We start from the raw sequence: 22,458 nt of genomic DNA on the forward strand, positions 1-22,458 counted from the left end.
TTATGGTTCAAACGTATCAAAAAATATTTAGTAAAGAAATTATTGGATTGGGGGTAATCAACATTCGTCCATTTCAATTAGAAACAGATACACCAATGTTACATCGTTGGGTAACTCAACCCTATGCAAAATACTGGGGAATGTTAAATAAGTCTGTAGAAGAAGTACATGCTGAATACCAAGAAATAGAAAATAATCCGCATCATTATAGTTATGTAGGAATGATAGGGAGTACCCCAGTGTTTTTAATGGAGCGTTACAAAGCTTCAAAAGATAACATAGCAGACTATTACGATGTACAAGAAAATGATTATGGTATGCATGTTTTAGTAGCGCCTGTAGAAAAAAGAATACCACAGTTTACATGGCATGTGTTTTCAACTATTATCGATTATTTTTTCAGTTTACCACAAGTGGAAAGAATTGTTGTAGAACCCGATGTGAATAACGAAAAAATTCATACGCTAAATAAAAAAGCTGGTTTTAAATACCAAAAAGAAATTGAGTTACCTCATAAAAAAGCAGCCTTAGCTTTTTGTACAAGAGAGACGTATCAATCAGCTTTAATTAAACTAGAACAACATGACAAATAATATAGCCCATTTACAACCAAAGGTATGGAGTTTTGTAAATCGTCAATTAATAAAAAAAGCAATCAGTGAATTTTCACATGAGCTTATTTTAACTCCTGAGTTTATTTTAGAAGAAACAGATGGCTGTATATACCTGATTACCTCAGATAATAATGAGTTCACGTATCAATTTAAAGCAAAAAAGTATGCTCTCGATCATTGGTTGGTTGATGAAAAAAGCATTATTAAAAAAAATAATATATCGAATGAAGTTTATTTAGATGCACTACATTTTATAACAGAGTTTCAAAATACTCTTGGTATTCCTGATGAGTTTTTAGCAACTTATTTAGAGGAAATAACAAGTACACTTTCAGGAGCAGCATATAAGTATGTTAATGAGAAATTTTCAGCTAATGAATTAGCTGAAAAAACCTTTCAAGAAATTGAACACGCGATGACTGAAGGTCACCCCTGTTTTGTAGCGAACAATGGGAGAATAGGGTTCAATATTAAAGATTATCAAAAATATGCACCAGAAAGTAATCAATCGTTTAAACTTTTATGGATAGCAGCTCATAAAAAATATGCTACCTACACGGCTGTTAAAAATTATGAGTATGAAAAACTTTTAGAGAGCGAATTAGGAAAAGAAAAATTAGCATCATTTAAAGAAGTTGTAAAGAAGCAAAATGTAGCTACTGAAAATTACATTTTTATGCCTGTGCATCCATGGCAATGGAAAAACAAAATTGTAGCTGTTTTTGGAGCAGATATTGCTCAAAAAAATATCATCTTAGTAGGAGAAAGTGATGATGAATTCTCTGCGCAGCAATCTATTAGAACACTTTTTAATGCGTCACATCCAGAAAAGTTATACACAAAAACAGCTCTGTCTATTTTAAACATGGGCTTTATGCGTGGACTTTCTCCATATTACATGCAAAGTACGCCGCATATTACTCAATGGATAACAGATTTGTTAGCAGATGACATTTACCTACAAAACAATGGGTTTACCATGTTAGGAGAAGTGGCAACAGTGGGGTATCACAATCATTATTATGAAACTTTAGGAAAAACGAATCCGCATAACAAAATGTTATCAGCTTTGTGGCGTGAGAGTCCGTTTACAAAAATAAGCTCTAATCAACGCGTGTTTACGATGGCTGCTTTATTGCATATAGATTACCAAGACAAATCATTGTTAACGGCTTTAATAGAAACTTCACCTTATAACACAACTACCTGGATTCAACGTTATTTAAAAGCCTATTTAGTACCTTTATTACACTGTTTTTATAAGTACGAATTTGTGTTTATGCCACATGGAGAAAACCTAATTCTAGTGCTAGAAGAAAATACACCAGTACATGTGTTAATGAAAGATATTACAGAAGAGGTTATTGTTTTTAACGAAACAATGTACTTACCTGAGCATGCTAAAAGACTGTTTGTTAAGACTTCAGATAAAATGAAAGTGCTTTCAATTTTTACTGATGTGTTTGATTGCTTCTTCCGTTTTATGGCTCAACAGTTAGATTGTTATTCAAGTTTTTCAGAGGATAATTTTTGGCAATTAGTGGCAGATTGTGTGTATGAATATCAAGAACAACATCCTGAGTTTTCAGAAAAATATAAGCAATACGATTTATTTGTTAAAGAATTTGATCGCTGTTGTTTGAACAGGTTGCAGTTAAGTAATACCAAGCAAATGCTCAGTTTAGCTAATCCGATAGAAAGTCTAAAGTTAGAAGGAGTATTAAAAAACCCACTTGCAAGGTTTAAAAAAGAAACAGTAAAAACGGTACAATCTTTAGAAAGTATTTAATATGAGTTTTAAACAGATAACTAAAATTATACAAGAACGAAAAACCACCTACGCGTATGATTTTTCGGATAGAAAAATAGAGAAGGAAACGATTGAAGCAATTGTAACCAATGCGCTATGGGCACCAACTCATAAATTAACCCAACCCTGGAGGTTTGTAGTGTTAGAAGGAAAACATAGAGAAGCATTAGGTGAGTTTATGGCTAATTATTATCGAAAAATATATTCAGAAGAAGAATTTTCTAACGAACGTTATAAAGAAACAAAAAGGTATGCCAGTAAAGCCAGCATGATAGGAGTGATTTTTAAACCTAGTAAAAGAGCACAACTCCCGGAATGGGAAGAAATTGCAGCTATTTCAAGCGCAGTACAAAACATGTGGTTAAGCTGTACAAGTCTAAATTTAGGAAGCTATTGGGATACCAGTATAGCAACTATAAAGTATGGTGAAAAAGAAATTAGTTTAGAAGAAAATGAACAATTTTTAGGTGTTTTTTTTATAGGACATGTAAAAGAAAATCTTCCTAAAGTAAATAGAAAACGAAAGCCACTATCTAAAAAATTAAGCTGGCATTTTAAAGAATAAAAAATGGAACAAAAAAAGAGAGTATTAGCCATAGATATGGCAAGAGGAATTAGTGTTTTATCTATGATACCTGTTCATTCCATGATTATATATTCGACAATGGATACTTGGAACAATTCTTTTTTAGGGAAGGTAGCTCAAGTATTAGAAAAAGGAACTCCTATGTTTTTAGTCGTGATGGGGTTTTCTTTTGTGTTTTCAAGTAAGTTAAGCATGTTTAAAATCTTTAAAAGAGGAATAAACATTTTAGCAAAAGGGTATTTACTTAATATTTTAAGATTTGCAGTACCCATGTTGTTATTTGGAGGATTCCCTAGAGCTTTTATAGAAGGTAATGGGCTAACTCTAGGAGATTCATATAATTATCTGTTTTTTATTTTATTGGGAGATATCTTGCAGTTAGCTGGGATTTCCTTGATTATAATGGGAGTTATAATCAAGTTTATTAAAAACAAGTATGCAGCTTTAACCTTAGCATTACTTATTGTTTTTTTCACAGGAGAATTAAGTGGTTATAAACCTAACATTGTTGGGGTAGATTATATATGTGATTTATTATGGGGAAAAACCTACAATGTTTACTTTCCTGTATTTCCATGGATGTCGTTTATTTTAATAGGATTATTCTTTGGAATGTGGTATCAAGAAAGTAATAATAATATTGTTTTAACATATAAAAGAATGCTAGTTTCAGGTGTTTTATTTATGTGTATAGGTGTAGTATTATGCTATTATAATTATGAATATCATTTTGGTGATTACTATCATTTAGGGCCAGGAGGAACCATAGCTTTTATTGGAGTGAATTTATTTTTAGTTTGGTTTGGGCATATATTAGTAACCTGTATTCCACACAATAAACTGTACGATGTAATTTATTACTCAAGTAAAAATGTAACAACATTTTATTTAGTACAGTGGGTACTTATATACTGGGGAGTATTGTTTTTTGGATATTCATCACAAACAAGTCAGTTAAAACTATTAGCAATTATTATAGGAATTACATTGCTAACATTTGGTGTTCTTTGGACAAAGAAAAGAGCAATTAAACTAATAGCAAAGCAAAAACAATCTTCATCTACAAAAAGAGTAAAACAAGCAATTACATAGTTATGAAAAAAATAGTTATGATACTAAGCTTGTTTATAGGAGTAAAAACGTATACACAAGTAAACTTAGCAGGAAGCGATGGCTTAGATTTATATGTTCAGGAATTTTTAGAAGTTATTCATTCTTATCAAGGTCCACCGTTGCAGGAATTACCTTTAGAGATAGGAAGGAATGCCATGGAAAACATGCAAAAAGATTCCACATTAACCTACGATAAAGTAACCTTTACTAAGGTTTCTTTTAAAGAACAAGATAAACAAGTAAATACAGTAATTGTAAAGCCAAAAAAAACAAAAAAATTATTACCTGTATTACTTTATTTTCATGGAGGTGGATGGGTGTTTAATAGTTTTAAAACGCATAAACGATTAATGCGAGACTTAGCTTTAAAAGCAAATGTAGCAATTGTTTTTGTAGAGTATTCAAGAGCACCAGAGGTTAAATACCCCATAGCAAATGAAGAAGGATATGCGGCAACTTTGTTCATTTCAAAATATGGAAAACAATATGGGTTAGATACAAATAGAATTATTGTTGGTGGAGATAGTGTGGGAGGAAATATGGCAACAGTTGTAGCTATGATGGCAAAACAAAAAGGAACTCCTAAGTTGCTAGGACAACTATTATTGTACCCAGTTACGGATACCAATTTAAATACGAAATCGTATGAACAATTCTCAAAAGGGCATTATTTAACGAGAGCAACAATGAAATGGTTTTGGAATGTTTACGTACCAGAAAAAAAATTATACTCATTAGCAACAGTAGCTCCGTTAAAAGCAACTTTAGAAGAGCTTAAAAACTTACCTAAAACACTTTTAATAACTGCAGAATATGATGTTTTAAGAGACGAAGGAGAAGCCTATGCAAGAAAATTAAGAATGGCAGGTGTACCAGTAGTTTCAACTAGATATGGGGGAACAATACATGATTTTATTGTACTGAACTCCTTGCGAGAAACAGTAGCATCAAAGGCAGCAGTAGCACAAATAGCTACGTTTTTAAAAAAGAGTTTTTCTAAGAAATAGTTTAAATATGAATTTATCATCTATAGAAATACTTGCAGGAAAACTAGAACATATGAGTCTAATAGTACTCGTTTTAATGCTTGTTGAATGGGGAATACTAATTGTAACAAGTTATGTTGAAAAAAATAAAGAAGGAGTCGTAAGTATTGTTTCGTATCTAATACAAAGTATTCCTTACTTCTTATTATCAAAAATATTTATTGTTGGCACTATGTTTTGGTTATATGAAAACAGAATTTTTACTCTAGGTTTTCAATGGTATATATGGATTGTCGCATATTTGTTGTATGATTTTACAGTGTTTTTTATTCATTTTTTAGGACATAAAGTTCGAGTTTTATGGTGTATTCATGGAGTACACCATACGGCTGAAGAAATGAATTTAACCGTGGTTGCTAGAGGATCAATTTTTGATGTGTTTTTCACTCCGTTCAACTTTATATGGCTTCCAATATTAGGTTTTCACCCATTAATGATTTTTGTAATTGAACCCATTGCACGCCTTTATGCAACACTAACACATGTAAATGAAAAAGTTATAGGAAAGCAAAAATGGTTAGATAAACTATTAATAACACCTTCAGTCCATAGAGTACATCATGCAAAAAATCATATTTATTTAGATAGAAATTATGGTGAAACCTTTAGTATTTGGGATCGTTTATTTAAAACGTTTCAAAAAGAATTGGATAATGAAAAAATAGTCTACGGAATCATGCATGAGAAACTTAATAGTGAGAACTTATGGCATGTGCAGTTTTTACTATGGAAAGAATTATGGTTGGATATAAAAAAAGCTCCTACCTTACTAGATAAAGTAAAATACCTTTTTATGCCCCCAGGCTGGAATCACATTGATGGAGGAAAAAAAGCAAAAGAATATAGAGACGAAGCATGGAAATTTAGGATTAAAAAGAACTCATTAAGTACACGCTAAAAATAAAAAAGGATGATAAAGCAATATGAAAATTTTAAAGTAGACTATTATCCAGAACATGAGATGATTGTTTGGAGTATTAAGTCAAAAGGAGTTCCTAATTTTTCACCAGAAATATTATGGGAGTTTAAAGACTTTGCTAAAGACTTAAAAATGATGTTTGCAGACAAGGTGTATCCATTAAAATATATTGTATCGGCATCTACACATAAAGAGGTATATAATTTAGGAGGAGATTTACCCTATTTTTTAAAAAACATCAAATCTGAAAATAAAGAAGCATTATCAGAATACGCTAATTTATGTATAGACGCTATTTACAACATATATAATACTTTTGGGCTGCCCGTACTAAGTATTGCTTTGGTTGAGGGAAATGCTTACGGAGGAGGTTTTGAATGTGTAATGGCACATGATATTATACTATCTCTTAAGTCAGCTAAATTTTGTTTACCAGAAAACAAGTTTCATCTTTTTCCAGGTATGGGAGCTTATAGTTTTTTATGTAGAAAATTAAATATAAAAGCAGCTCTTAAAGTGTTATACACAGGAAACATATACAAGGCCGAAGAATTAGAAGAAATGGGTTTGGTAGATTGTGTTTTTAATGAAGAAACGGGAATATCATCGGTTATAAATTATATGGAAAAATCAAACTTTAGCTTTCAATACAATCACTATAAATGTATAAAAAGAGTTTTTCCTTTACAAAAGAAAGAGTTGAAAGACATTACTGCGATGTGGGTAGATGCTTGTTTGAATTTAGAAAGTAAGAGTTTACGTAGAATGGAATTAGTTATAAATGCACAATTAAGAAAGTTAAAGTATGAGTTAAAACCCTAATTTAGGATTTGTAAGTATAATTTTTCCGAAATTCTTTTGGGGTTGTTTTTTCAAATTTTTTAAAAGCAGCTGTAAAATGTGTAGGGTTTTTATATCCAACTATGTCAGCTATTTCATAAATAGGTTTTTGAGTATAAGCTAATAAGTCTTTTGCCTTATTCATTCTTAAATTTTTGGTGTAATTAAAAATAGTTTCACCAAACAATTTCTTAAATTCATTTTTTAAAACATTTTGATTCAATAGTACTTTACGAGCAAGTTGCTGAATTGATATTTGCTCATGAATATTGGTTTGGAGTATAGCTTCTACTTTATATATTTTTTTAAGAACTTTTTCATTAGAACTATTTCCTTTCTTAGAATGAATGTTTAGTTGTAGATGTGTTAATTCTAATACTTTTGATTCTAAAAAAAGACGTTTTAACAATCCTTTTTGCGAGTTAGTGAGCATATCATTAACTATTCTTTCCATATTTGAAGTTAGCTGCTGTGTAGTACTTAAGTTAGAAACTTTGTTACTAGAAAAAAGTGCTTGCATTTTATGTTTTTTAATAAATGAATCATGCATCTTAATTTTAACTTCATTTATATGCTTATTTCTGTAAAAAACAATTTTATCATCACCATTATCATGTAATAAATAACTTTCACTTTTTTCGATAATAAGATCATTTTCTAGATTGGAAAAACGAATAATTTTTTCCCCATCTATTAAAACAGAAAGTTCTAAAGTATTAAAACTATTACTATTGTTGCTAGAGATAAAAAGAAAATCTTCTTTGAGTTTAGCGTTAATCAAATTGATTAATAAGCCATCAAAATAATAACTTATTATCGTCCCTTTACCATAAAGAGAATTAATAGTATAGACTGAAGTTTTTATACCACAGTCCATACTTTTTATTTTAAGGCACAGAAATTTTTTTAACTGTGACTTTTTATTGTTGGCAGTAACTATTTCCATAAATACGGGGGATATAGGAAATGGGGAATGAGCCTATACTAAGAAGGAATTAATCTTTAATCCACTTATAAATATTAATAATTAAAAATATACTAGCTATTGCTACCAAAAGAAGCATAAATATCTCAGATATATTATTAGCTTCATGAAGAATAGCTTCAAAGAAATGGTACACATTATATAAACCGGCAATACTCGCCCAAACCAGTGAAGTTATCTTGAACCATTTTTTAGAAAGCTCAATAGTTAGCAAACCAAAAAGTAAGCACATTCCTTCAAATAAAATACGATATAAGTGATGTACAATAGGAGCTTCACCTGTTGCACCCTCCATTACTAAAGTTTCATTGTAGTATATATTGAATAGCCCATATATATGGTGAACTATCCAGCCAATTGCTAAAAATATCCAAAGGATACTAATTTTTGTTCTCATCGGTATGTGGTTTTTATCTTTTAATAATTTATTTTTTTCTGTAGTTTGAGCCGTTTTTTTAGCCTCCTCAGCTAACAGTTTTTTACGGTTTTTATAATCTATAGGATGTTTTGTAAAAGCACTTTTAGTCTTTACTTCAGGTTTAATTTTAAGGTATATAAATAATGCAGTAATTGAGATGGCTATCCATAATAAATCAACTGTAAGAATGTCAAACTGCTTAGCTTTGTAGGTGTTCCAAACCCAGTTGTTAGAAACAACACCATTAACAATAGGAATTAAAAATCCAAGGATAGCGCCTGCTAACAAAGTAGTTTTATTTGTGAAATAATTATCTCGTTTAAATCTAAAAAAGAGGGTTGCTAATAACCAAACAACAAAAAACCAAGTGTATAAAATACTCATTTTTTGAGTTTGATATGCTTCGGGTAGTAGCTTAACAATCAAGAAAAATAAGGCTGTTACAGGATACAAAGACAAGCAAATAGCAAGATAAATGTGCCCTATTTTCGCAGTATATAAACGTTGTTTTAAGGTCATACTTTTCTTATTACGAGCTTCAATCCAAATCAACACACCAGTTATAATAACAAAGCATGTAATAAGAGCTAATACAAAATAAATAACTTTTACAGCAATTCCTCCAAAGTCTCCATAATGAAGACGCCCTAAAGAAAGCTGCACATCGTCGGTATATTTACTTTCATTGGGGTTTCTTATTACTGAAGTTTTATTGGTTTCTAAATCATAAATTGCCATTCCCGAACTTAAAAAACGTTCTTTATGATCCAACTCTCCAATAAGAAAGTATTTCATGTTGGTACCTCCATAATTTTTAATTAAAACATAGGTAGGGTTAAAATGAGACCATCGGTTGGTGTTTTCTTTTACAAATTCATTTACACTAGGAAGCGTTTTGTTAGTTTCAGCAGCCCATTCATAAGTTTTGCGGTCGGGACGTAAATCATTCATTAATTTTGTTTGATCACCACCGTATAAAAAATTAGCAGGAAGTAAAACAAAAAGACTAAGACAAAAATAAGTTGCAGTAACAGCATACATAAACTGAAAGGGAAGTCCAATAATACCTAATGCAGTGTGTGCATCTGTCCACACTCTTTTTAAAGCAATTTTGGGATTGAACTGATAAAAGTTTGAAATTATTTTTTTCCAGTGAACGATGACTCCGGTAACAATAGCAAACAAAAAGAATAAAGAAATAAAACCAGCGAGGTAAATTCCAATAGTAGGTATTTGAGTAAAGAAATGTAGACGATATAAAAACTCTCCTAAGCTATATTTTTCTACATAAGAAGCAGTTTCTCCAGTATGAATATTTATTGCTTGATAATTTTGATACTTAGCCTCATTAGGGATATTTACTGTGTCTTTTGCAGGATAAGTTAATACATATATTTCATCGTTTTTATCTCCTAAATAAAAACGAATATCTCTACTAGTTAAATGATAATTTTTAGAGAGTTTTTTTAATAAAAAATCATAATCTATATGTTCTCGAGCAATATTTTTTGAGTGCTTACCTTCTTCCCAAGAAGCAATTTCATCTTTAAAAAGGGCAAATGCGCCTGTAAAAAAGATAATATACAAAGCTACACTTATAACAATACCGCTAACTGTATGTGTGTTAAAGAACACATTGTAATTTCTATTACTCATTATATAAACGGATTTTGTTGGTTTCCTAAATAATAAATTACATATAAGATTATTGAAATTATGAGATATATAACCCAAGCTTTCCATCCATTTTTAAATAGGTAAGGAACAATTAGTAAAGCACCCCAAACAATAAAAATGGTGTAGATAGATGTGATTAGTATTCCTTTTGGGTTTGGTAGCCATAAAACTAAGCACATATGTAGTAAGGCACTTATTACGTATCCACCAATGAGACCTGCAGATATTTTTGCAAATTGTTGCCAAGGGGATTGGTTTAAATATTTGGAATTAGCAGGCATATTAAAAAATGAGTTCTATTAAAAAAGTTAACATAAATAAAGCAGTTAGAAAAGCGTAGTTTATCACTCTTAATGGAGTGATGAGTACGATAAGGCTTAAAAACAAAGAGGCAGCTACAATCCATGTAATAATTCCAGCAGAAAGACCAAAAAAGGTTATTGATAAGAGCAAACTTATCAATAATGTAATTGTTCCAATTATCTTGGTATTACGTTTATTATTATGAAACCATTTTTGTAAGCGGGTGTTCTTAATTAACAATGCTTTTTCAGAAGTGCTGTATAAGGCATAACATCCGATGAAAATAAGGAAAAGAGTAACTGTTTTCATAGTAGTTCAATGAAATAACAAAACCCTGAACATAAAAGTTCAGAGTTTTGTGTTTGCAACATTTAATAATTCAAATAGATATTCATATTTAAAACTTATAACTTATAGTTCCTAGAAAGGCTCTTGGATTTTGAGGAGTAATGGTACTCCATCCTGTATAATATTCTTCGTTTGCTAAATTATTTCCTTTTACACTAATTCTAAATTTATCAACTTCATAATAAATTGAGGCATTAAAAATAGTATAGGCAGGCAGGTAAAAATCACCTGCAGCAGGATAACCTACCATAGTATTATATTTACTTGCACCGTTTAACCCAAAACCTAATCCTACATTTTTAATAGCTCCTTCTTGGAATTTATAATCAGCCCAAAAATTATAAGAAGTTTCAGGGCCTGCTTCAGCTAAACGTTTATCAACTAAATCAGGTCTAGATTTTGATTTTGTTACTTTAGCATCATTATAGCTAATACCACCACGTAAGTTTAATCCGTCAACAGGGTTAGCATTCATTTCTAGCTCAAAACCTTTACTTTTAACAGTAGCGTCTTGTTGTTTATTAGCACCGAAACCCATAACTTTATCTTTAACTGTTATGTCATAATAACTTAAAGTAGTTTCCAGTTTATTATTAAATAAATTTGTTTTTATACCAAATTCTAATTGGTTTGCTTGTTCTAAATCATAAGATTGTAACTTAGAATCTCCGTCAGGGTTGGCTATGTCAACTGGAACTCTTTCTGGATTTACATAAGAAAAACCATTTTGATAATTAGCAAAAACAGATAGTTGATCTAAAATTGGTTGGTAAACAATTCCGAATTTAGGAGAAAAAGTAGACTTAGTATATTCTTTTTCATCGTCACTTGGGTCGTTTGCATCACCTTTATAATTAAATCTATCATAACGAACCCCTGCCATTACCGATAGTTCTGGTAAAATGTTTATAACATCAGAAATATAACCGCTAAGAATATTTTGATTGATATCAGAATTAGCTCTTGAAGAGTTGGCTAAAACAGTATCAATATTTGCTCTTGTAGTTGGTAAATTAGGAAAACCAAAAGCAGGTGGTACAGGAATTAATTGCCCTTGAGGGTTTACAACATTAATCCCTTTTGGATCTGTACTATTGTCTAAAACTTGAGAGTCTAAATAATCGACACCAATAACTAACCTGTTTCTTAAAGAACCTAATTTAAAATCACCAGTAAAGTTTTGTTGTAATGTAAGTGTATTTGTTTCTGCATCTGATTTTATAGCATACGTTCCAAACAAATCATTTTGAACATTGTACAAATATGTATAGTATCCTTTAGATTTAGCATTACCGCCAGCTATAATTGTTTGAGAAGACCAATTGTCAGTAATTTTATAAGCTATTTCCCCTCTGTAGTTTTGCGTTGGATTTTTAATAGAGATATCATTATTTGTAAATGATTTATTTCTATCGTAGTTTAATTCTTCTAAATTTTTATAGGTAAGCGGGGCTGACCTGTTTAAAAATAAGAAAGCTTGATTTGTTTGATCTGTTGAAGAAAGTTCATAATTAAAGTTTAAAGTTAACCTATTATTTACTTTGTAAGAAACAGATGGGGCTAAAAATAATGCTTTTCTAAACCCAGCATCTTGAAAGCTATCTTGTGTTTGATATCCAGCGTTTAATCGTAATGAAATGTTTTCATTATCTTCTAAGTTTGTGTTAAGATCTACTGTTAGTTTTTTAAACCCGAAAGAACCTCCACCAACGGTAATATTTCCTCCTGTTCCTTTGTATGGTTTTTTAGTGACAATATTAATTAAACCACCGTAAGATGTTACAGTACTCCCGTATAAGGTAGCAGAAGGCCCCTTTACAACTTCAATTCTTTCAACATTGTCTGGGTTTATAAACCCATTTGTAATTCCAGGAACACCGTTTACTAATTGTGGTTGAACAGAAAAACCGCGGATAGAGTAAAAACCTGCTCCATCACCACCTCTACCAGTAGATGACCATAATTTTTCAACACCTGTTGTATTTTTTAAAGCTTCTTCAAAACTAGTAACAGACTGTGATACTAGTAGTTGATTGGTAACTGTACTATATACCTGAGCATTTTCAATATTTTTCAAAGGTAATTTAGCTACATAAGCTGTTTTCTTTCTTGAGAATTTATTTTTTCTATGAGTGTCAATAGTAACTTCATTAAGTATCTCGTTACCCTCATATAAGGTAATTACTAAGTTTTTTGTACCACTATTAGTACTTATGTTTTTCGTTTTAAAGCCAACATAAGACACTATTAATGTTAATTCTCCCTTTGTATTAGATAATGTAAAGTTACCATCAATGTCAGTTTGTACTCCATTTTTTGTCCCTTTAACAATAATATTAACCCCTACCAAAGGTTCATTGTTGTTGTCTAGTACAGTACCACTAATATTTCCCTCTTGTGCTACTGTGTTTACCATTACTAAAAATAATAGAATGGTAGTTAATAAGCCCTTCATTTTTTTCTTATTTAGATTTAATAAATATAATTAAGCAAATGTATTTTAAGAAAAATTAACACCAAAATTTATTTAGAATTATTTTAAATAAATTTTAATACTAGTTTTTTATACAATAAGTCGCACAATGCCAAATAATGTTATAGTTAACATTGTTGTACGTACCAGGTGTCTTTTCTTCATGTGTAGCTTCTAAGGTATAAGTAGTCTTTTTAGGTAGTTTAAATGTTACTAATCCTTTTTCATTGGTTTTTTCTTTTACCGACCATTTTCCTTGAGTGAATAAAGTAATTTCTCCTTTTTTAAGGGCAGTGCCTTTGTACAATACTTTCAAGATAACTTCATCAGCATTTGTATGGTGTTTTGGAGTAATATCAATAATTTCAATTCCATCTGGGTTTGTACTTTTTAATTCTGTTATTGATGTACCTACGACAACTCTAGCTTTAGCATGATATTCGGGTTTAAAGGTTGTGTAATCGTATTTTGTAAAATCAAACACTTTTATATTTTTATTGTCAAGTGCAATGGTATATGTTCCTTTTTGTTTAGGAACGAAAGAGGTACTATAATAATCGTCTTTAGCTATTGTTTGTAAAGTTGTTTTAGTTCCATCAGGAGCGATTAACCAAATAGTAAAGTTTTTTACATTGTTATAGTTTTCTCCGCCTACTTTTTCAATTACACCTTCCGAAAACTCTCCAAAACGAACTTTTACTTCGTGTTCGTTGTTTAATGTTCCTGTAGAGCTAGTTTCAATCCAAATATAATGAGCAAAAGAATTGCTAAATACAGCTAAGAATAATAAAGTAAGAATTGATTTTTTCATTTTTTAATAATTTATAAAAACCACCTAAATTTTAGGTGGTTTTTGGGTTGTTAGAATAAGTTATAGGTAATAGAAATCCTACCATTGATTCCTGGTTCAGATTGCCAATAAAGAAATTTATCGTTTTTGGTGCCAGAATATAAATGTTTATTTAAAATATTATTAATATTTAAAGCAATACGAAGTTTATTATTTTTCCAATGCACTCCACCATCCATTCTAAAATAGTCAGGAAGTTCTGCCTTATTATTGGCCCCTATTGTCCATGAAGTTCTATCTACTAAGTATTGATATCCTAAAGAAATTCCAAAGCCTTTTAAGGCAGAATTTTGATTAAAATTATAGTTTAACCAACCATTGGTAATATGTTTAGCGTGTCCTGCAATTCGAGTTCCTACTGCGTTTGATATGTTTGATTTTGCGATTTTCACATCTGTGTTAGCGTAATTTAATAATAAGTCTAATTCACTTGTAATGTGCGCTTGCATATCAAACTCAAAACCTTTTGATTCAACCTCACCAAGTAAAATACTAAACTGACGAGTAGGGTCGGTAGGATCGCTAGTAGTAATGTTATTCTTATTAATAATGTAAGCACTTAAAGAAGCGTTTATTTTACCATTTAACCAATTGGTTTTTAAACCAGCTTCGTAAATAGTTCCTTCAATAGGGTCAAACCTCTTTCCTGCATTATCAATAGCATCATTTGCTAAGAATGATTGGTCATATAATCCATAAGCGGTAATTTGTGGAGTTATATCAGCACTCAAACCAATTCTAGGAGTAAATTTTTTAGTTGTAATATCTCCTTTAGGAGTTAACTGAGTGTATCTACCCGCTAATGTTAAACGTATTTTATTCTCTAAAAATCCTATTTCGTCTTGAGCATATATAGAGTTTATTTTTGTTCCATAAGAGTAAGAAGGTGTACGGTCTTTTAAAGGTGTACTTCTATCAAATACAGGAAAAATACGATCTCCGTAAGTTGGATTGTATATATTAAAAGGGTTTGTAGGAGTGTCTACTGCACCACCTTGATAAAAATCAGCAAAATACTCTTTATCCGTATAATCAAACCCTCCCATAACTTTATGGGTTACTGCTCCGGTATTAAACTTTCCGTTAGCATATAATTGAAAATATTCACTTTCAGAAATAGCATCCCAAATACTTACACTTCTAATAGCATCACCATTATTTTGCATACTATTTAACCAAGCAGAAGCTCCTTGTTGAGTATACAACATAGTAACATATTTTGCTTCTACTGACCAGTTATTATTAAAGCGATGTGTTAGTTGGTTTAATAAACTAACTTCTTTAATATCAGTATCAGGAAAATTACTGTCAACCATAGAAAAGTTCTTAGGAAGACTCCCAAATCCTTTATCTAAAGGAGCAAAAATATAAGCAGCTCCTAAAAGAGTGTTTAGTTTTTGAAAAGAAAACTCAGTTAAGAAGTCTGTTTTATCACTTATTTTATATGATAATGAAGGAGCAACACCAATACGTTCACTATCCTCAAACTTTCTATGACTTCCAGTGTTTTGATATAAAACGTTCAAACGAGCTAGTAAACGCTTATCACTTGTTAAAGATCCACCAAAATCTGCCGCAGCTCGATATGTATCAAAACTGCCTGCCATTAAGTTTATAGACCCTATTTTTTCTTCGGTAGGTTTTTTTGTAACCACATTATAAAAACCACCAGGTTCACCCGCAGCCATCATAAAGCCTGAAGGTCCCTTGACAAATTCTATACGATCTATCATAAAAGTATCTTCAGACAAAGGCCCCCAAGAGTCTTGAATATTTACACCATTCCTAAAAGCTGGTAATCTAAACCCACGCATGTTAATACGTGCGAAATTCCCCCAATGTTCTATGTTACTAACCCCACTTACATTCCTAAAAGCTCCTTCGAGCATATTTGTAACAAGTTGATCTTGTAAAACCTCTGAGCCAACTACCTGAATGTTTTGAGGTAGTTGTTTAATAGGTGTTTGTAAGCGTAAAGAATTAGAGACCTTCTTCTTAGCGTATCTGTTTTTTACTCCATTAATGGTGATTTCGTCTAACTCATCGATAGCTTCTTTAAGAAGAATCCTACCAAGATTTTTAGATTCATTATTTTTAAGTCTTACTGTAATTGATTTTTTCTCAAAACCAACCATTGATAAATTAATTACATACTTACCTTTTTTTAAGCTTTTAAACTCAAACTCTCCTTTTTCATTACTAATAATTCCATGATTTGTAGAACTTAAAGTTATATTCACAGAAGAGAGGGAGTTATTGTTTTCTGATACAATAACACCCTTAACAGAGCTGTTTTGAGCGACTATTGATGTTGTAATAAATAAAAACAATACCAACAATATGGGTATGATTTTTTTCATTTTTTATTATTATTTAGATTTAATAAAGTTATTTTATGAAGCAAAAGTATTTTAACAAAACTTAACGTCAAAACTTATTTAGATTAATTTTAAATAAAAAAATCTAAAATTTTGAAATTTAATGAGATATCAACATCTTTTTAATTTTGGTATATTTGTAAAGCACAACTAAAAACCTATTTAAAATGCATTGGAAAGACCTTTTAGCGCATTTAAAGTTCATGATAAAAAGGAACCCGGAATAGCTATTGTTGTTTGGTTTTGAAGTTTAGCTACTATTAATATAAATGATAGGCTAAATAAAGAAAGAGAGTTAATTATATAATTAACAAATTGTTGAATAATCAAATTAATTAAAGATGCCTTTTTATCATAAATTAGGAAAAATTCCACATAAGCGACATATCCAGTTTCGTAAAGAAGACGGAAGTTTATATTACGAACAATTATTTGGTACAATTGGTTTTGACGGAATGTCAACCAATAGTTATCATGAATATAGACCAACAATGGTTAAAGAAATTCGTAAGCAATACTCTATTGCTCCGAAAGTAGCAAAAGAAAATAATATCCAATCGTATCGTTTTAGAGGTTTTCAAGTTCCGCAAGAAAATGATTACTTACAAAGTAGAAAAGTAGTACTTACCAATTCTGACTGTAACATCATCTTATCGGCTCCAAAAGAATCTACTAAAGACTATTTTTATAAAAATACGGATGCAGATGAGGTAATTTTTATTCATAGAGGGACAGGGAAATTACGTACAATGCTTGGGAACTTAGATTTCAAGTATGGAGACTATTTAGTAATTCCTCGCGGAGTTATTTATAAATTGGATTTTGATACAGAAGACAACAGGTTGTTTATTGTAGAATCGTATCGTCCAGTTTACACCCCAAAAAGATACCGTAACTGGTTTGGTCAATTATTAGAGCACTCGCCATTTTGTGAGCGTGATATTCGCAGACCAGAAGAGCTAGAAACACATAACGAAAAAGGAGATTTCATTATCAATGTAAAGAAACAAAACGAAATTATTGAAATGGTATACGCAACACATCCTTTTGATGTTGTTGGGTATGATGGATATAACTATCCTTATGCTTTTTCAATTCATGATTTTGAACCAATAACAGGGCGTATACACCAACCGCCACCAGTACACCAAACATTTGAAACGGATGCTTTTGTAATTTGTAGTTTTGTTCCGAGGCTGTATGATTATCATCCAGAGGCTATTCCTGCACCATACAATCATAGTAATATTGACTCTGACGAAGTATTGTATTATGTTGATGGAGATTTTATGAGTAGAAATGATATAGATGCAGGTCATATTTCTTTACATCCAGCAGGTATTCCTCATGGGCCACATCCAGGAGCCACAGAAAGAAGTATCGGAGAAAAAGTAACTGAAGAACTAGCGGTAATGGTTGATACTTTTAAGCCATTAAAAGTAACTGAAGAAGCTATGAAAATAGCAGATGAAGATTATTATAAATCTTGGCTAGAGTAATTGAGTATATTAATGTGACAATTTGAAAATGTGTCAAATCAATTTTCAAATTATCAAATTTTCAAAATAGAGAGAAATGTCAAAAGAAATAAAATCAGTAAACTACGGTTTAGAAAAAATATTTGAAGGAGCGCAAGACTTCTTACCACTTTTAGGAACAGATTATGTTGAGTTTTATGTAGGAAACGCAAAACAAGCAGCACATTTTTATAAAACAGCTTTTGGTTTTCAATCACACGCATATAAAGGTTTAGAAACTGGTTCTACAGAAGAAGTAAGTTATGTGTTAAAGCAAGATAAAATTAAATTAGTTTTAACAACACCATTAAATAGTAAATCTCCAATTAATGATCATATTGTAAAACATGGTGATGGAGTTAAAGTAGTAGCGCTTTGGGTAGAAGATGCAAGAAAAGCATACGAAGAAACAACTTCAAGAGGGGCGAAGTCATATATGGAACCAACTGTTGAAACAGATGAACATGGAGAGGTTGTAAGAGCAGGAATTTACACGTATGGAGAAACAGTTCATATGTTTGTTGAGCGTAAAAACTACAACGGAACATTTTTACCAGGTTTCCAAAAATGGGAATCAGATTATAATCCACCAGCAGCAGGATTAAAATATATCGACCACATGGTAGGTAATGTTGGTTGGAATCAAATGGATGTTTGGGTAAAATGGTATGAAGATGTAATGGGGTTTGAAAACTTCTTATCATTTGATGATAAACAAATTCATACAGAATACTCGGCTTTAATGAGTAAGGTAATGTCTAACGGAAACGGAAGAATTAAATTTCCAATTAACGAGCCAGCCGAAGGGAAAAAGCGTTCTCAAATTGAAGAGTATTTAGATTTTTATGAAGGAGCAGGTGTGCAACATATTGCAGTAGCAACTGATGATATTATAAAAACTGTGAGTCAACTAAAATCTCAAGGAGTAGAGTTTTTATCAACTCCGCCAGAAGCATATTACCAAGCAGTTCCTGGTAGATTGGAAGAATTTAGCCATGAGTTAAGAGAAGATATTGAAAGGCTAAAATCATTAGGAATTATGATTGATGCTGATGAAGAAGGATACTTATTACAAATCTTTACAAAACCAGTAGAAGATCGTCCTACATTATTCTTTGAAATCATTCAGCGTATGGGAGCTCGTGGTTTTGGAGCTGGAAACTTTAAAGCATTGTTCGAATCAATTGAAAGAGAACAAGAATTAAGAGGAACTCTGTAAAAACTTATTTTTATAAGATAAAGCAAATTAAAAACCAAGATTCAAGACAGTATAAATTGCCTTGTTTCTTGGTTTCTTAATTATTTATATAATGAATCAAAATAGGTATTTGAATATAAAATCTCCTTTCTCATAAAACTTACTTTATGTTAAGAGTAAGAATTTAGAGTAATAATAAAAGAACAAACAAATGAGTAAAGAAGAAATATTAAAAGCGATAGAAGAAAAATATGATAAATTAGGGGTTCCTGTTGAAGCAATGCTAGAAGGATTGCTTTGGAGTGAACCTATAACCTATTGGGATTATATACAAACAGATGCACTTTTAGGATTGCAAATCCCTAGAACTACGTTGCCAGATGAAATGGTTTTTATTATGTATCATCAAGTAAACGAATTGTTGTTTAAAATGATTTTGTGGGAAATTGACCAAGTAGCAAAAGCAGAAGAAATTACACCAGATAAATTCTCAAAGCATTTAATGCGCATTAGTCGCTATTTTGATATGTTATGTAGTTCGTTTACAGTAATGGGTGATGGAATGGATGTAGACCAATACTTAAAATTCAGAAACACATTAACTCCAGCAAGTGGTTTTCAAAGTGCACAATATCGTAAGATTGAATTTGCGTCTACCGATCTTATTAATTTGATAGATGCTCGTTATCGAGATACAATTGATAGAAATTCATCATTTAAAAATGCCTATGATCATTTATATTGGCAAGCAGCAGGTAAAAATTATACAACGGGTCAAAAAACAACATTATTAAATTTGTTTGAGAAAAAGTATATGGGTGAATTTATAGATTTTATGGAAGATTATAATGACTGTAACCTTTCAAAAAAATTCAAACAATTACCTGAAGAAGTTCAAGCAAATGAAGAACTAATAAAAGCAATGCGTCACTACGATTATACAGTAAATGTAAAATGGGTAATGGCTCATTACAATGCAGCAGGAAAATATTTAGGAGGAACTGATGGGGATTTGGAAGCCACAGGAGGAAGTAATTGGAGAAAGTATTTACATCCAAAGTACCAAAGAAGAATTTTCTTTCCATACTTATGGAGCGAAGAAGAATTAAAAAATTGGGGAACTTTTTAAATTCTAGTAACAAGAAGATAAAAGAAGCATAATGTTCTGTTAAACAGTTTTTTTAATTTTTGGAATGGTAATTGTCTATCAATTTTCATAAGTTTGAACATTATGAGAAAAAGAATATTGTTTTTTACATTTTTAATCGTTGCACAAAGTTTTTTTGCACAAAGTCAACCAAAAGCATACAAAAGCGGAGAGTGGCTTCGGTTTGATATGAGTTATAGTGGTTTTTTAAAAGCAGGAACAGCTGTTTTACAACTAAAAGAGAAGAACCTAAATAACCAAAAAGTACTACATGCTATAGGAACAGGTAAAACAACTGGTGTTATTAGTTGGTTCTTTAAAGTTGATGATAGATATGAAAGTTACTTTGGAATTGACAAAGTTGAGCCCTACTTATTCAAAAGAAAAATAGATGAGGGCGGACATAAAAAAAATCGACATATAACCTTTAATCACAAGAAAAAAACAGCGTACGTACAGGATTTCCGTAAACAAAAAGATACGTTAATTTCTATTAAGTCTCCTCAAGATATGATTTCTACGTTCTATTTTTTAAGAAGTCAGAACACAAAAAAATTAAGAAAAGGAGATGAAATTAAGCTTGATATGTTTTTTGATAATAAAAGTTATCCTTTTAAATTACGTTTTTTAGGCTATGAAACATTAAAAACAAAATTTGGTAAGGTTAAAACACAAAAATTTAGACCATTAGTACAAGCAGGTAGAGTTTTCAAAGCTAAAGAAAGTGTTACCATTTGGATTTCGGCAGATGATAATAAAATACCAATAAAAATGAAAGCCTCTTTAGCCGTAGGTTCTTTACGAGCAGAATTAGATGCTTATAAAGGATTAGCAAATCCTTTTGAAATAATTGTTGATTAAAAAAATATAAGCTGTTTAAGAATTGTTAAAGTGAGAGAAAAAATACTATTTATTTGTACTTTTGCGCATAAACCCAAATTTAAAGCAGCTTTTTTTGAAAAAAATCATTTTTACATTTATTCTTTTATGTCTGTTCTTTTCGTGTAAAAAAGAAAAGAAAGTAGTCGTGCAAGAGCCCGTTAAAATAGAAAAACCTAAACCTGTTATAGCTTACGGGTTTAATTTAGATAATTATAAGGTTATTAACGATACTATAAATAATGGAGAAAGCTTTGGTGTTATTATGGATAGACATCACGTAATGTACCCTAAAATTAATGAGATAGCTACTAAAATTAAAGATACTTTTGATGTAAGGAGAATACGATCTGGAAAGGCGTACACAATTTTAGCTTCAAAAGATAGTTTAGATCAGGCTCAAGTTTTTATTTACAAACATAATAAAGTAGAAGCTACAGTTATAGATTTTAAAGACTCAATAATCTCTGCATATAAACATAGAAAAAAGATAAAAACCGTAGAAAAAGAAATAGCTGGTGAAATTTACTCTAATTTATCTGTAACAATGGATAGCCTACAATTAAAGCCAACGCTAACAAATACTGTAGCAGATATTTATGCTTGGACTTTGGATTTTTATCGTTTGCAAAAAGGAGATACATTTAAATTGATATATGAAGAAAAATTTATAAATGACACTACCTTTGTTGGCTATGGTAAAGTCAAAGCAGCTATTTTTAAACATAACGGAGAAGATTTGTATGCTTACAGATATGTAGCCGATTCAATAAAAAAAATTCCAGAGTATTACGATCAGGAAGGAAATATGCTAAGAAGAGCTTTTTTAAAATCACCAATTAAATTTCAATATCGAATTTCCTCAAGATATAATTTAAGAAGACGAATTAAGTTATATGGTAATAGAGTGAGACCGCATAAAGGAACTGATTTTGCTGCTAGGTACGGAACTCCTATTATGACAACAGCAAGTGGTACTGTTGTAGAATCAGCAAGAAGAGGAGGAAATGGTAATTATGTGAAAGTCAAACATAATAGTACCTATACAACACAATACTTACACATGAAAAGACGTAATGTTAGAGTAGGAGATTATGTGAAGCAAGGAGATATTATAGGTTGGGTTGGTATGACAGGTAACACAAGTGGTCCGCATGTTTGTTATCGTTTTTGGAAAAATGGACGACAAGTAGATCCATTTCGTGAAAAATTACCATCAGCAGAACCTTTAGACCCTAAAATAAAACCAACGTATTTAGAGTATATAAAACCACTTAAAAGACAGTTAGATAATATAAAATTACCACAACCTGAACCACTTTCATTTAAAGAAAAAGAAATTTTAGCTACTAATTAA

General features: G+C 30.9%; 19 protein-coding genes. 12 read left to right on the plus strand and 7 right to left on the minus strand.

What is annotated here, in order from left to right:
* Positions 1–2: 2 nt before the first annotated feature.
* Genes ABHQ57_RS02760 through ABHQ57_RS02790 form a run of 7 tightly spaced genes read left to right on the plus strand, consistent with a single transcriptional unit; the run spans position 3 to position 6,910 of the window.
* Positions 3–593 carry a GNAT family N-acetyltransferase gene (locus tag ABHQ57_RS02760; RefSeq protein WP_159611090.1) on the plus strand — a complete coding sequence of 197 codons (591 nt, stop codon included), beginning with the start codon at positions 3–5 and terminating at the stop codon, positions 591–593.
* Positions 583–2,403 carry an IucA/IucC family siderophore biosynthesis protein gene (locus ABHQ57_RS02765; RefSeq protein ID WP_167712721.1) on the plus strand — a complete coding sequence of 607 codons (1,821 nt, stop codon included), beginning with the start codon at positions 583–585 and terminating at the stop codon, positions 2,401–2,403. The genes ABHQ57_RS02760 and ABHQ57_RS02765 overlap by 11 nt, the downstream gene beginning before the upstream one ends.
* A gap of 1 nt (position 2,404) precedes the next feature.
* Positions 2,405–2,989 (plus strand): nitroreductase, encoded by a 585-nt coding sequence (locus ABHQ57_RS02770; RefSeq protein WP_159508839.1) that lies wholly within the window; start codon positions 2,405–2,407, stop codon positions 2,987–2,989.
* Between the two features lie 3 nt (positions 2,990–2,992).
* Positions 2,993–4,102, plus strand: a complete 1,110-nt coding sequence (locus ABHQ57_RS02775) for a heparan-alpha-glucosaminide N-acetyltransferase domain-containing protein (RefSeq protein ID WP_047787941.1) — start codon at positions 2,993–2,995, stop codon at positions 4,100–4,102.
* A gap of 2 nt (positions 4,103–4,104) precedes the next feature.
* Positions 4,105–5,130, plus strand: coding sequence for an alpha/beta hydrolase (locus ABHQ57_RS02780; protein WP_167712723.1), 1,026 nt, complete (start codon positions 4,105–4,107; stop codon positions 5,128–5,130).
* A 7-nt stretch (positions 5,131–5,137) separates the two neighbouring features.
* Entirely contained in the window at positions 5,138–6,067 is a 930-nt protein-coding gene (locus ABHQ57_RS02785) for a sterol desaturase family protein (protein ID WP_196781600.1), read from the plus strand.
* A gap of 12 nt (positions 6,068–6,079) precedes the next feature.
* Positions 6,080–6,910, plus strand: coding sequence for a crotonase/enoyl-CoA hydratase family protein (locus tag ABHQ57_RS02790; protein ID WP_231128369.1), 831 nt, complete (start codon positions 6,080–6,082; stop codon positions 6,908–6,910).
* A 1-nt stretch (position 6,911) separates the two neighbouring features.
* Here ABHQ57_RS02790 and ABHQ57_RS02795 read toward each other — a convergent pair whose 3' ends face one another.
* The 7 genes from ABHQ57_RS02795 to ABHQ57_RS02825 form a co-directional block, all read right to left on the minus strand.
* On the minus strand, positions 6,912–7,874 hold the full coding sequence (locus ABHQ57_RS02795) for an AraC family transcriptional regulator (protein WP_167712725.1): 963 nt from the start codon (positions 7,872–7,874) through the stop codon (positions 6,912–6,914).
* Between the two features lie 49 nt (positions 7,875–7,923).
* A complete protein-coding gene (locus ABHQ57_RS02800; RefSeq protein ID WP_167712727.1) occupies positions 7,924–9,987 on the minus strand; it encodes a PepSY domain-containing protein in 2,064 nt (687 codons plus the stop codon).
* Positions 9,987–10,289 carry a hypothetical protein gene (locus tag ABHQ57_RS02805; protein WP_047787938.1) on the minus strand — a complete coding sequence of 101 codons (303 nt, stop codon included), beginning with the start codon at positions 10,287–10,289 and terminating at the stop codon, positions 9,987–9,989. Before ABHQ57_RS02805 ends, ABHQ57_RS02800 begins: the two co-directional genes overlap by 1 nt.
* A gap of 1 nt (position 10,290) precedes the next feature.
* Complete coding sequence (locus ABHQ57_RS02810; RefSeq protein WP_047787937.1) at positions 10,291–10,620, minus strand: hypothetical protein; 330 nt, start codon at positions 10,618–10,620, stop codon at positions 10,291–10,293.
* Between the two features lie 88 nt (positions 10,621–10,708).
* Positions 10,709–13,114, minus strand: coding sequence for a TonB-dependent receptor (locus tag ABHQ57_RS02815; protein WP_167712729.1), 2,406 nt, complete (start codon positions 13,112–13,114; stop codon positions 10,709–10,711).
* Between the two features lie 100 nt (positions 13,115–13,214).
* The gene (locus tag ABHQ57_RS02820) at positions 13,215–13,943 is read right to left on the minus strand and encodes a DUF4198 domain-containing protein (protein ID WP_167712731.1); all 729 of its coding nucleotides are present in this window, start codon (positions 13,941–13,943) and stop codon (positions 13,215–13,217) included.
* Between the two features lie 50 nt (positions 13,944–13,993).
* Positions 13,994–16,342 carry a TonB-dependent receptor domain-containing protein gene (locus ABHQ57_RS02825; protein ID WP_167712733.1) on the minus strand — a complete coding sequence of 783 codons (2,349 nt, stop codon included), beginning with the start codon at positions 16,340–16,342 and terminating at the stop codon, positions 13,994–13,996.
* Between the two features lie 359 nt (positions 16,343–16,701).
* Between ABHQ57_RS02825 and ABHQ57_RS02830 the strand changes: the two genes are divergently transcribed.
* The 5 genes from ABHQ57_RS02830 (at position 16,702) to ABHQ57_RS02850 (ending at position 22,458) form a co-directional block, all read left to right on the plus strand.
* Positions 16,702–17,859, plus strand: a complete 1,158-nt coding sequence (locus ABHQ57_RS02830; protein WP_047787933.1) for a homogentisate 1,2-dioxygenase — start codon at positions 16,702–16,704, stop codon at positions 17,857–17,859.
* 76 nt (positions 17,860–17,935) lie between these two features.
* Complete coding sequence (gene hppD, locus ABHQ57_RS02835; RefSeq protein WP_253679373.1) at positions 17,936–19,096, plus strand: 4-hydroxyphenylpyruvate dioxygenase; 1,161 nt, start codon at positions 17,936–17,938, stop codon at positions 19,094–19,096.
* Positions 19,097–19,286: 190 nt separating this feature from the next.
* Positions 19,287–20,204: a tryptophan 2,3-dioxygenase family protein gene (locus ABHQ57_RS02840; RefSeq protein ID WP_047787931.1), complete on the plus strand. Its 918-nt coding sequence runs from the start codon at positions 19,287–19,289 to the stop codon at positions 20,202–20,204.
* A 102-nt stretch (positions 20,205–20,306) separates the two neighbouring features.
* Entirely contained in the window at positions 20,307–21,083 is a 777-nt protein-coding gene (locus tag ABHQ57_RS02845; RefSeq protein WP_073182275.1) for a DUF3108 domain-containing protein, read from the plus strand.
* Between the two features lie 94 nt (positions 21,084–21,177).
* Complete coding sequence (locus ABHQ57_RS02850) at positions 21,178–22,458, plus strand: peptidoglycan DD-metalloendopeptidase family protein (RefSeq protein ID WP_159508859.1); 1,281 nt, start codon at positions 21,178–21,180, stop codon at positions 22,456–22,458.

Source organism: Tenacibaculum sp. ZH5_bin.1 (genome assembly GCF_042865525.1).
GTDB classification, from domain to species: Bacteria; Bacteroidota; Bacteroidia; order Flavobacteriales; family Flavobacteriaceae; genus Polaribacter; species Polaribacter mesophilus.

Excerpts from the sequence above, each read along its gene's own strand:
- ABHQ57_RS02760 (WP_159611090.1), top strand. The coding sequence starts at position 3 with ATGGTTCAAACGTATCAAAAAATATTTAGTAAAGAAATTATTGGATTG.
- ABHQ57_RS02765 (WP_167712721.1), top strand. The coding sequence starts at position 583 with ATGACAAATAATATAGCCCATTTACAACCAAAGGTATGGAGTTTTGTA.
- ABHQ57_RS02770 (WP_159508839.1), top strand. The coding sequence starts at position 2,405 with ATGAGTTTTAAACAGATAACTAAAATTATACAAGAACGAAAAACCACC.
- ABHQ57_RS02775 (WP_047787941.1), top strand. The coding sequence starts at position 2,993 with ATGGAACAAAAAAAGAGAGTATTAGCCATAGATATGGCAAGAGGAATT.
- ABHQ57_RS02780 (WP_167712723.1), top strand. The coding sequence starts at position 4,105 with ATGAAAAAAATAGTTATGATACTAAGCTTGTTTATAGGAGTAAAAACG.
- ABHQ57_RS02785 (WP_196781600.1), top strand. The coding sequence starts at position 5,138 with ATGAATTTATCATCTATAGAAATACTTGCAGGAAAACTAGAACATATG.
- ABHQ57_RS02790 (WP_231128369.1), top strand. The coding sequence starts at position 6,080 with ATGATAAAGCAATATGAAAATTTTAAAGTAGACTATTATCCAGAACAT.
- ABHQ57_RS02795 (WP_167712725.1), bottom strand. The coding sequence starts at position 7,874 with ATGGAAATAGTTACTGCCAACAATAAAAAGTCACAGTTAAAAAAATTT.
- ABHQ57_RS02800 (WP_167712727.1), bottom strand. The coding sequence starts at position 9,987 with ATGAGTAATAGAAATTACAATGTGTTCTTTAACACACATACAGTTAGC.
- ABHQ57_RS02805 (WP_047787938.1), bottom strand. The coding sequence starts at position 10,289 with ATGCCTGCTAATTCCAAATATTTAAACCAATCCCCTTGGCAACAATTT.
- ABHQ57_RS02810 (WP_047787937.1), bottom strand. The coding sequence starts at position 10,620 with ATGAAAACAGTTACTCTTTTCCTTATTTTCATCGGATGTTATGCCTTA.
- ABHQ57_RS02815 (WP_167712729.1), bottom strand. The coding sequence starts at position 13,114 with ATGAAGGGCTTATTAACTACCATTCTATTATTTTTAGTAATGGTAAAC.
- ABHQ57_RS02820 (WP_167712731.1), bottom strand. The coding sequence starts at position 13,943 with ATGAAAAAATCAATTCTTACTTTATTATTCTTAGCTGTATTTAGCAAT.
- ABHQ57_RS02825 (WP_167712733.1), bottom strand. The coding sequence starts at position 16,342 with ATGAAAAAAATCATACCCATATTGTTGGTATTGTTTTTATTTATTACA.
- ABHQ57_RS02830 (WP_047787933.1), top strand. The coding sequence starts at position 16,702 with ATGCCTTTTTATCATAAATTAGGAAAAATTCCACATAAGCGACATATC.
- hppD (WP_253679373.1), top strand. The coding sequence starts at position 17,936 with ATGTCAAAAGAAATAAAATCAGTAAACTACGGTTTAGAAAAAATATTT.
- ABHQ57_RS02840 (WP_047787931.1), top strand. The coding sequence starts at position 19,287 with ATGAGTAAAGAAGAAATATTAAAAGCGATAGAAGAAAAATATGATAAA.
- ABHQ57_RS02845 (WP_073182275.1), top strand. The coding sequence starts at position 20,307 with ATGAGAAAAAGAATATTGTTTTTTACATTTTTAATCGTTGCACAAAGT.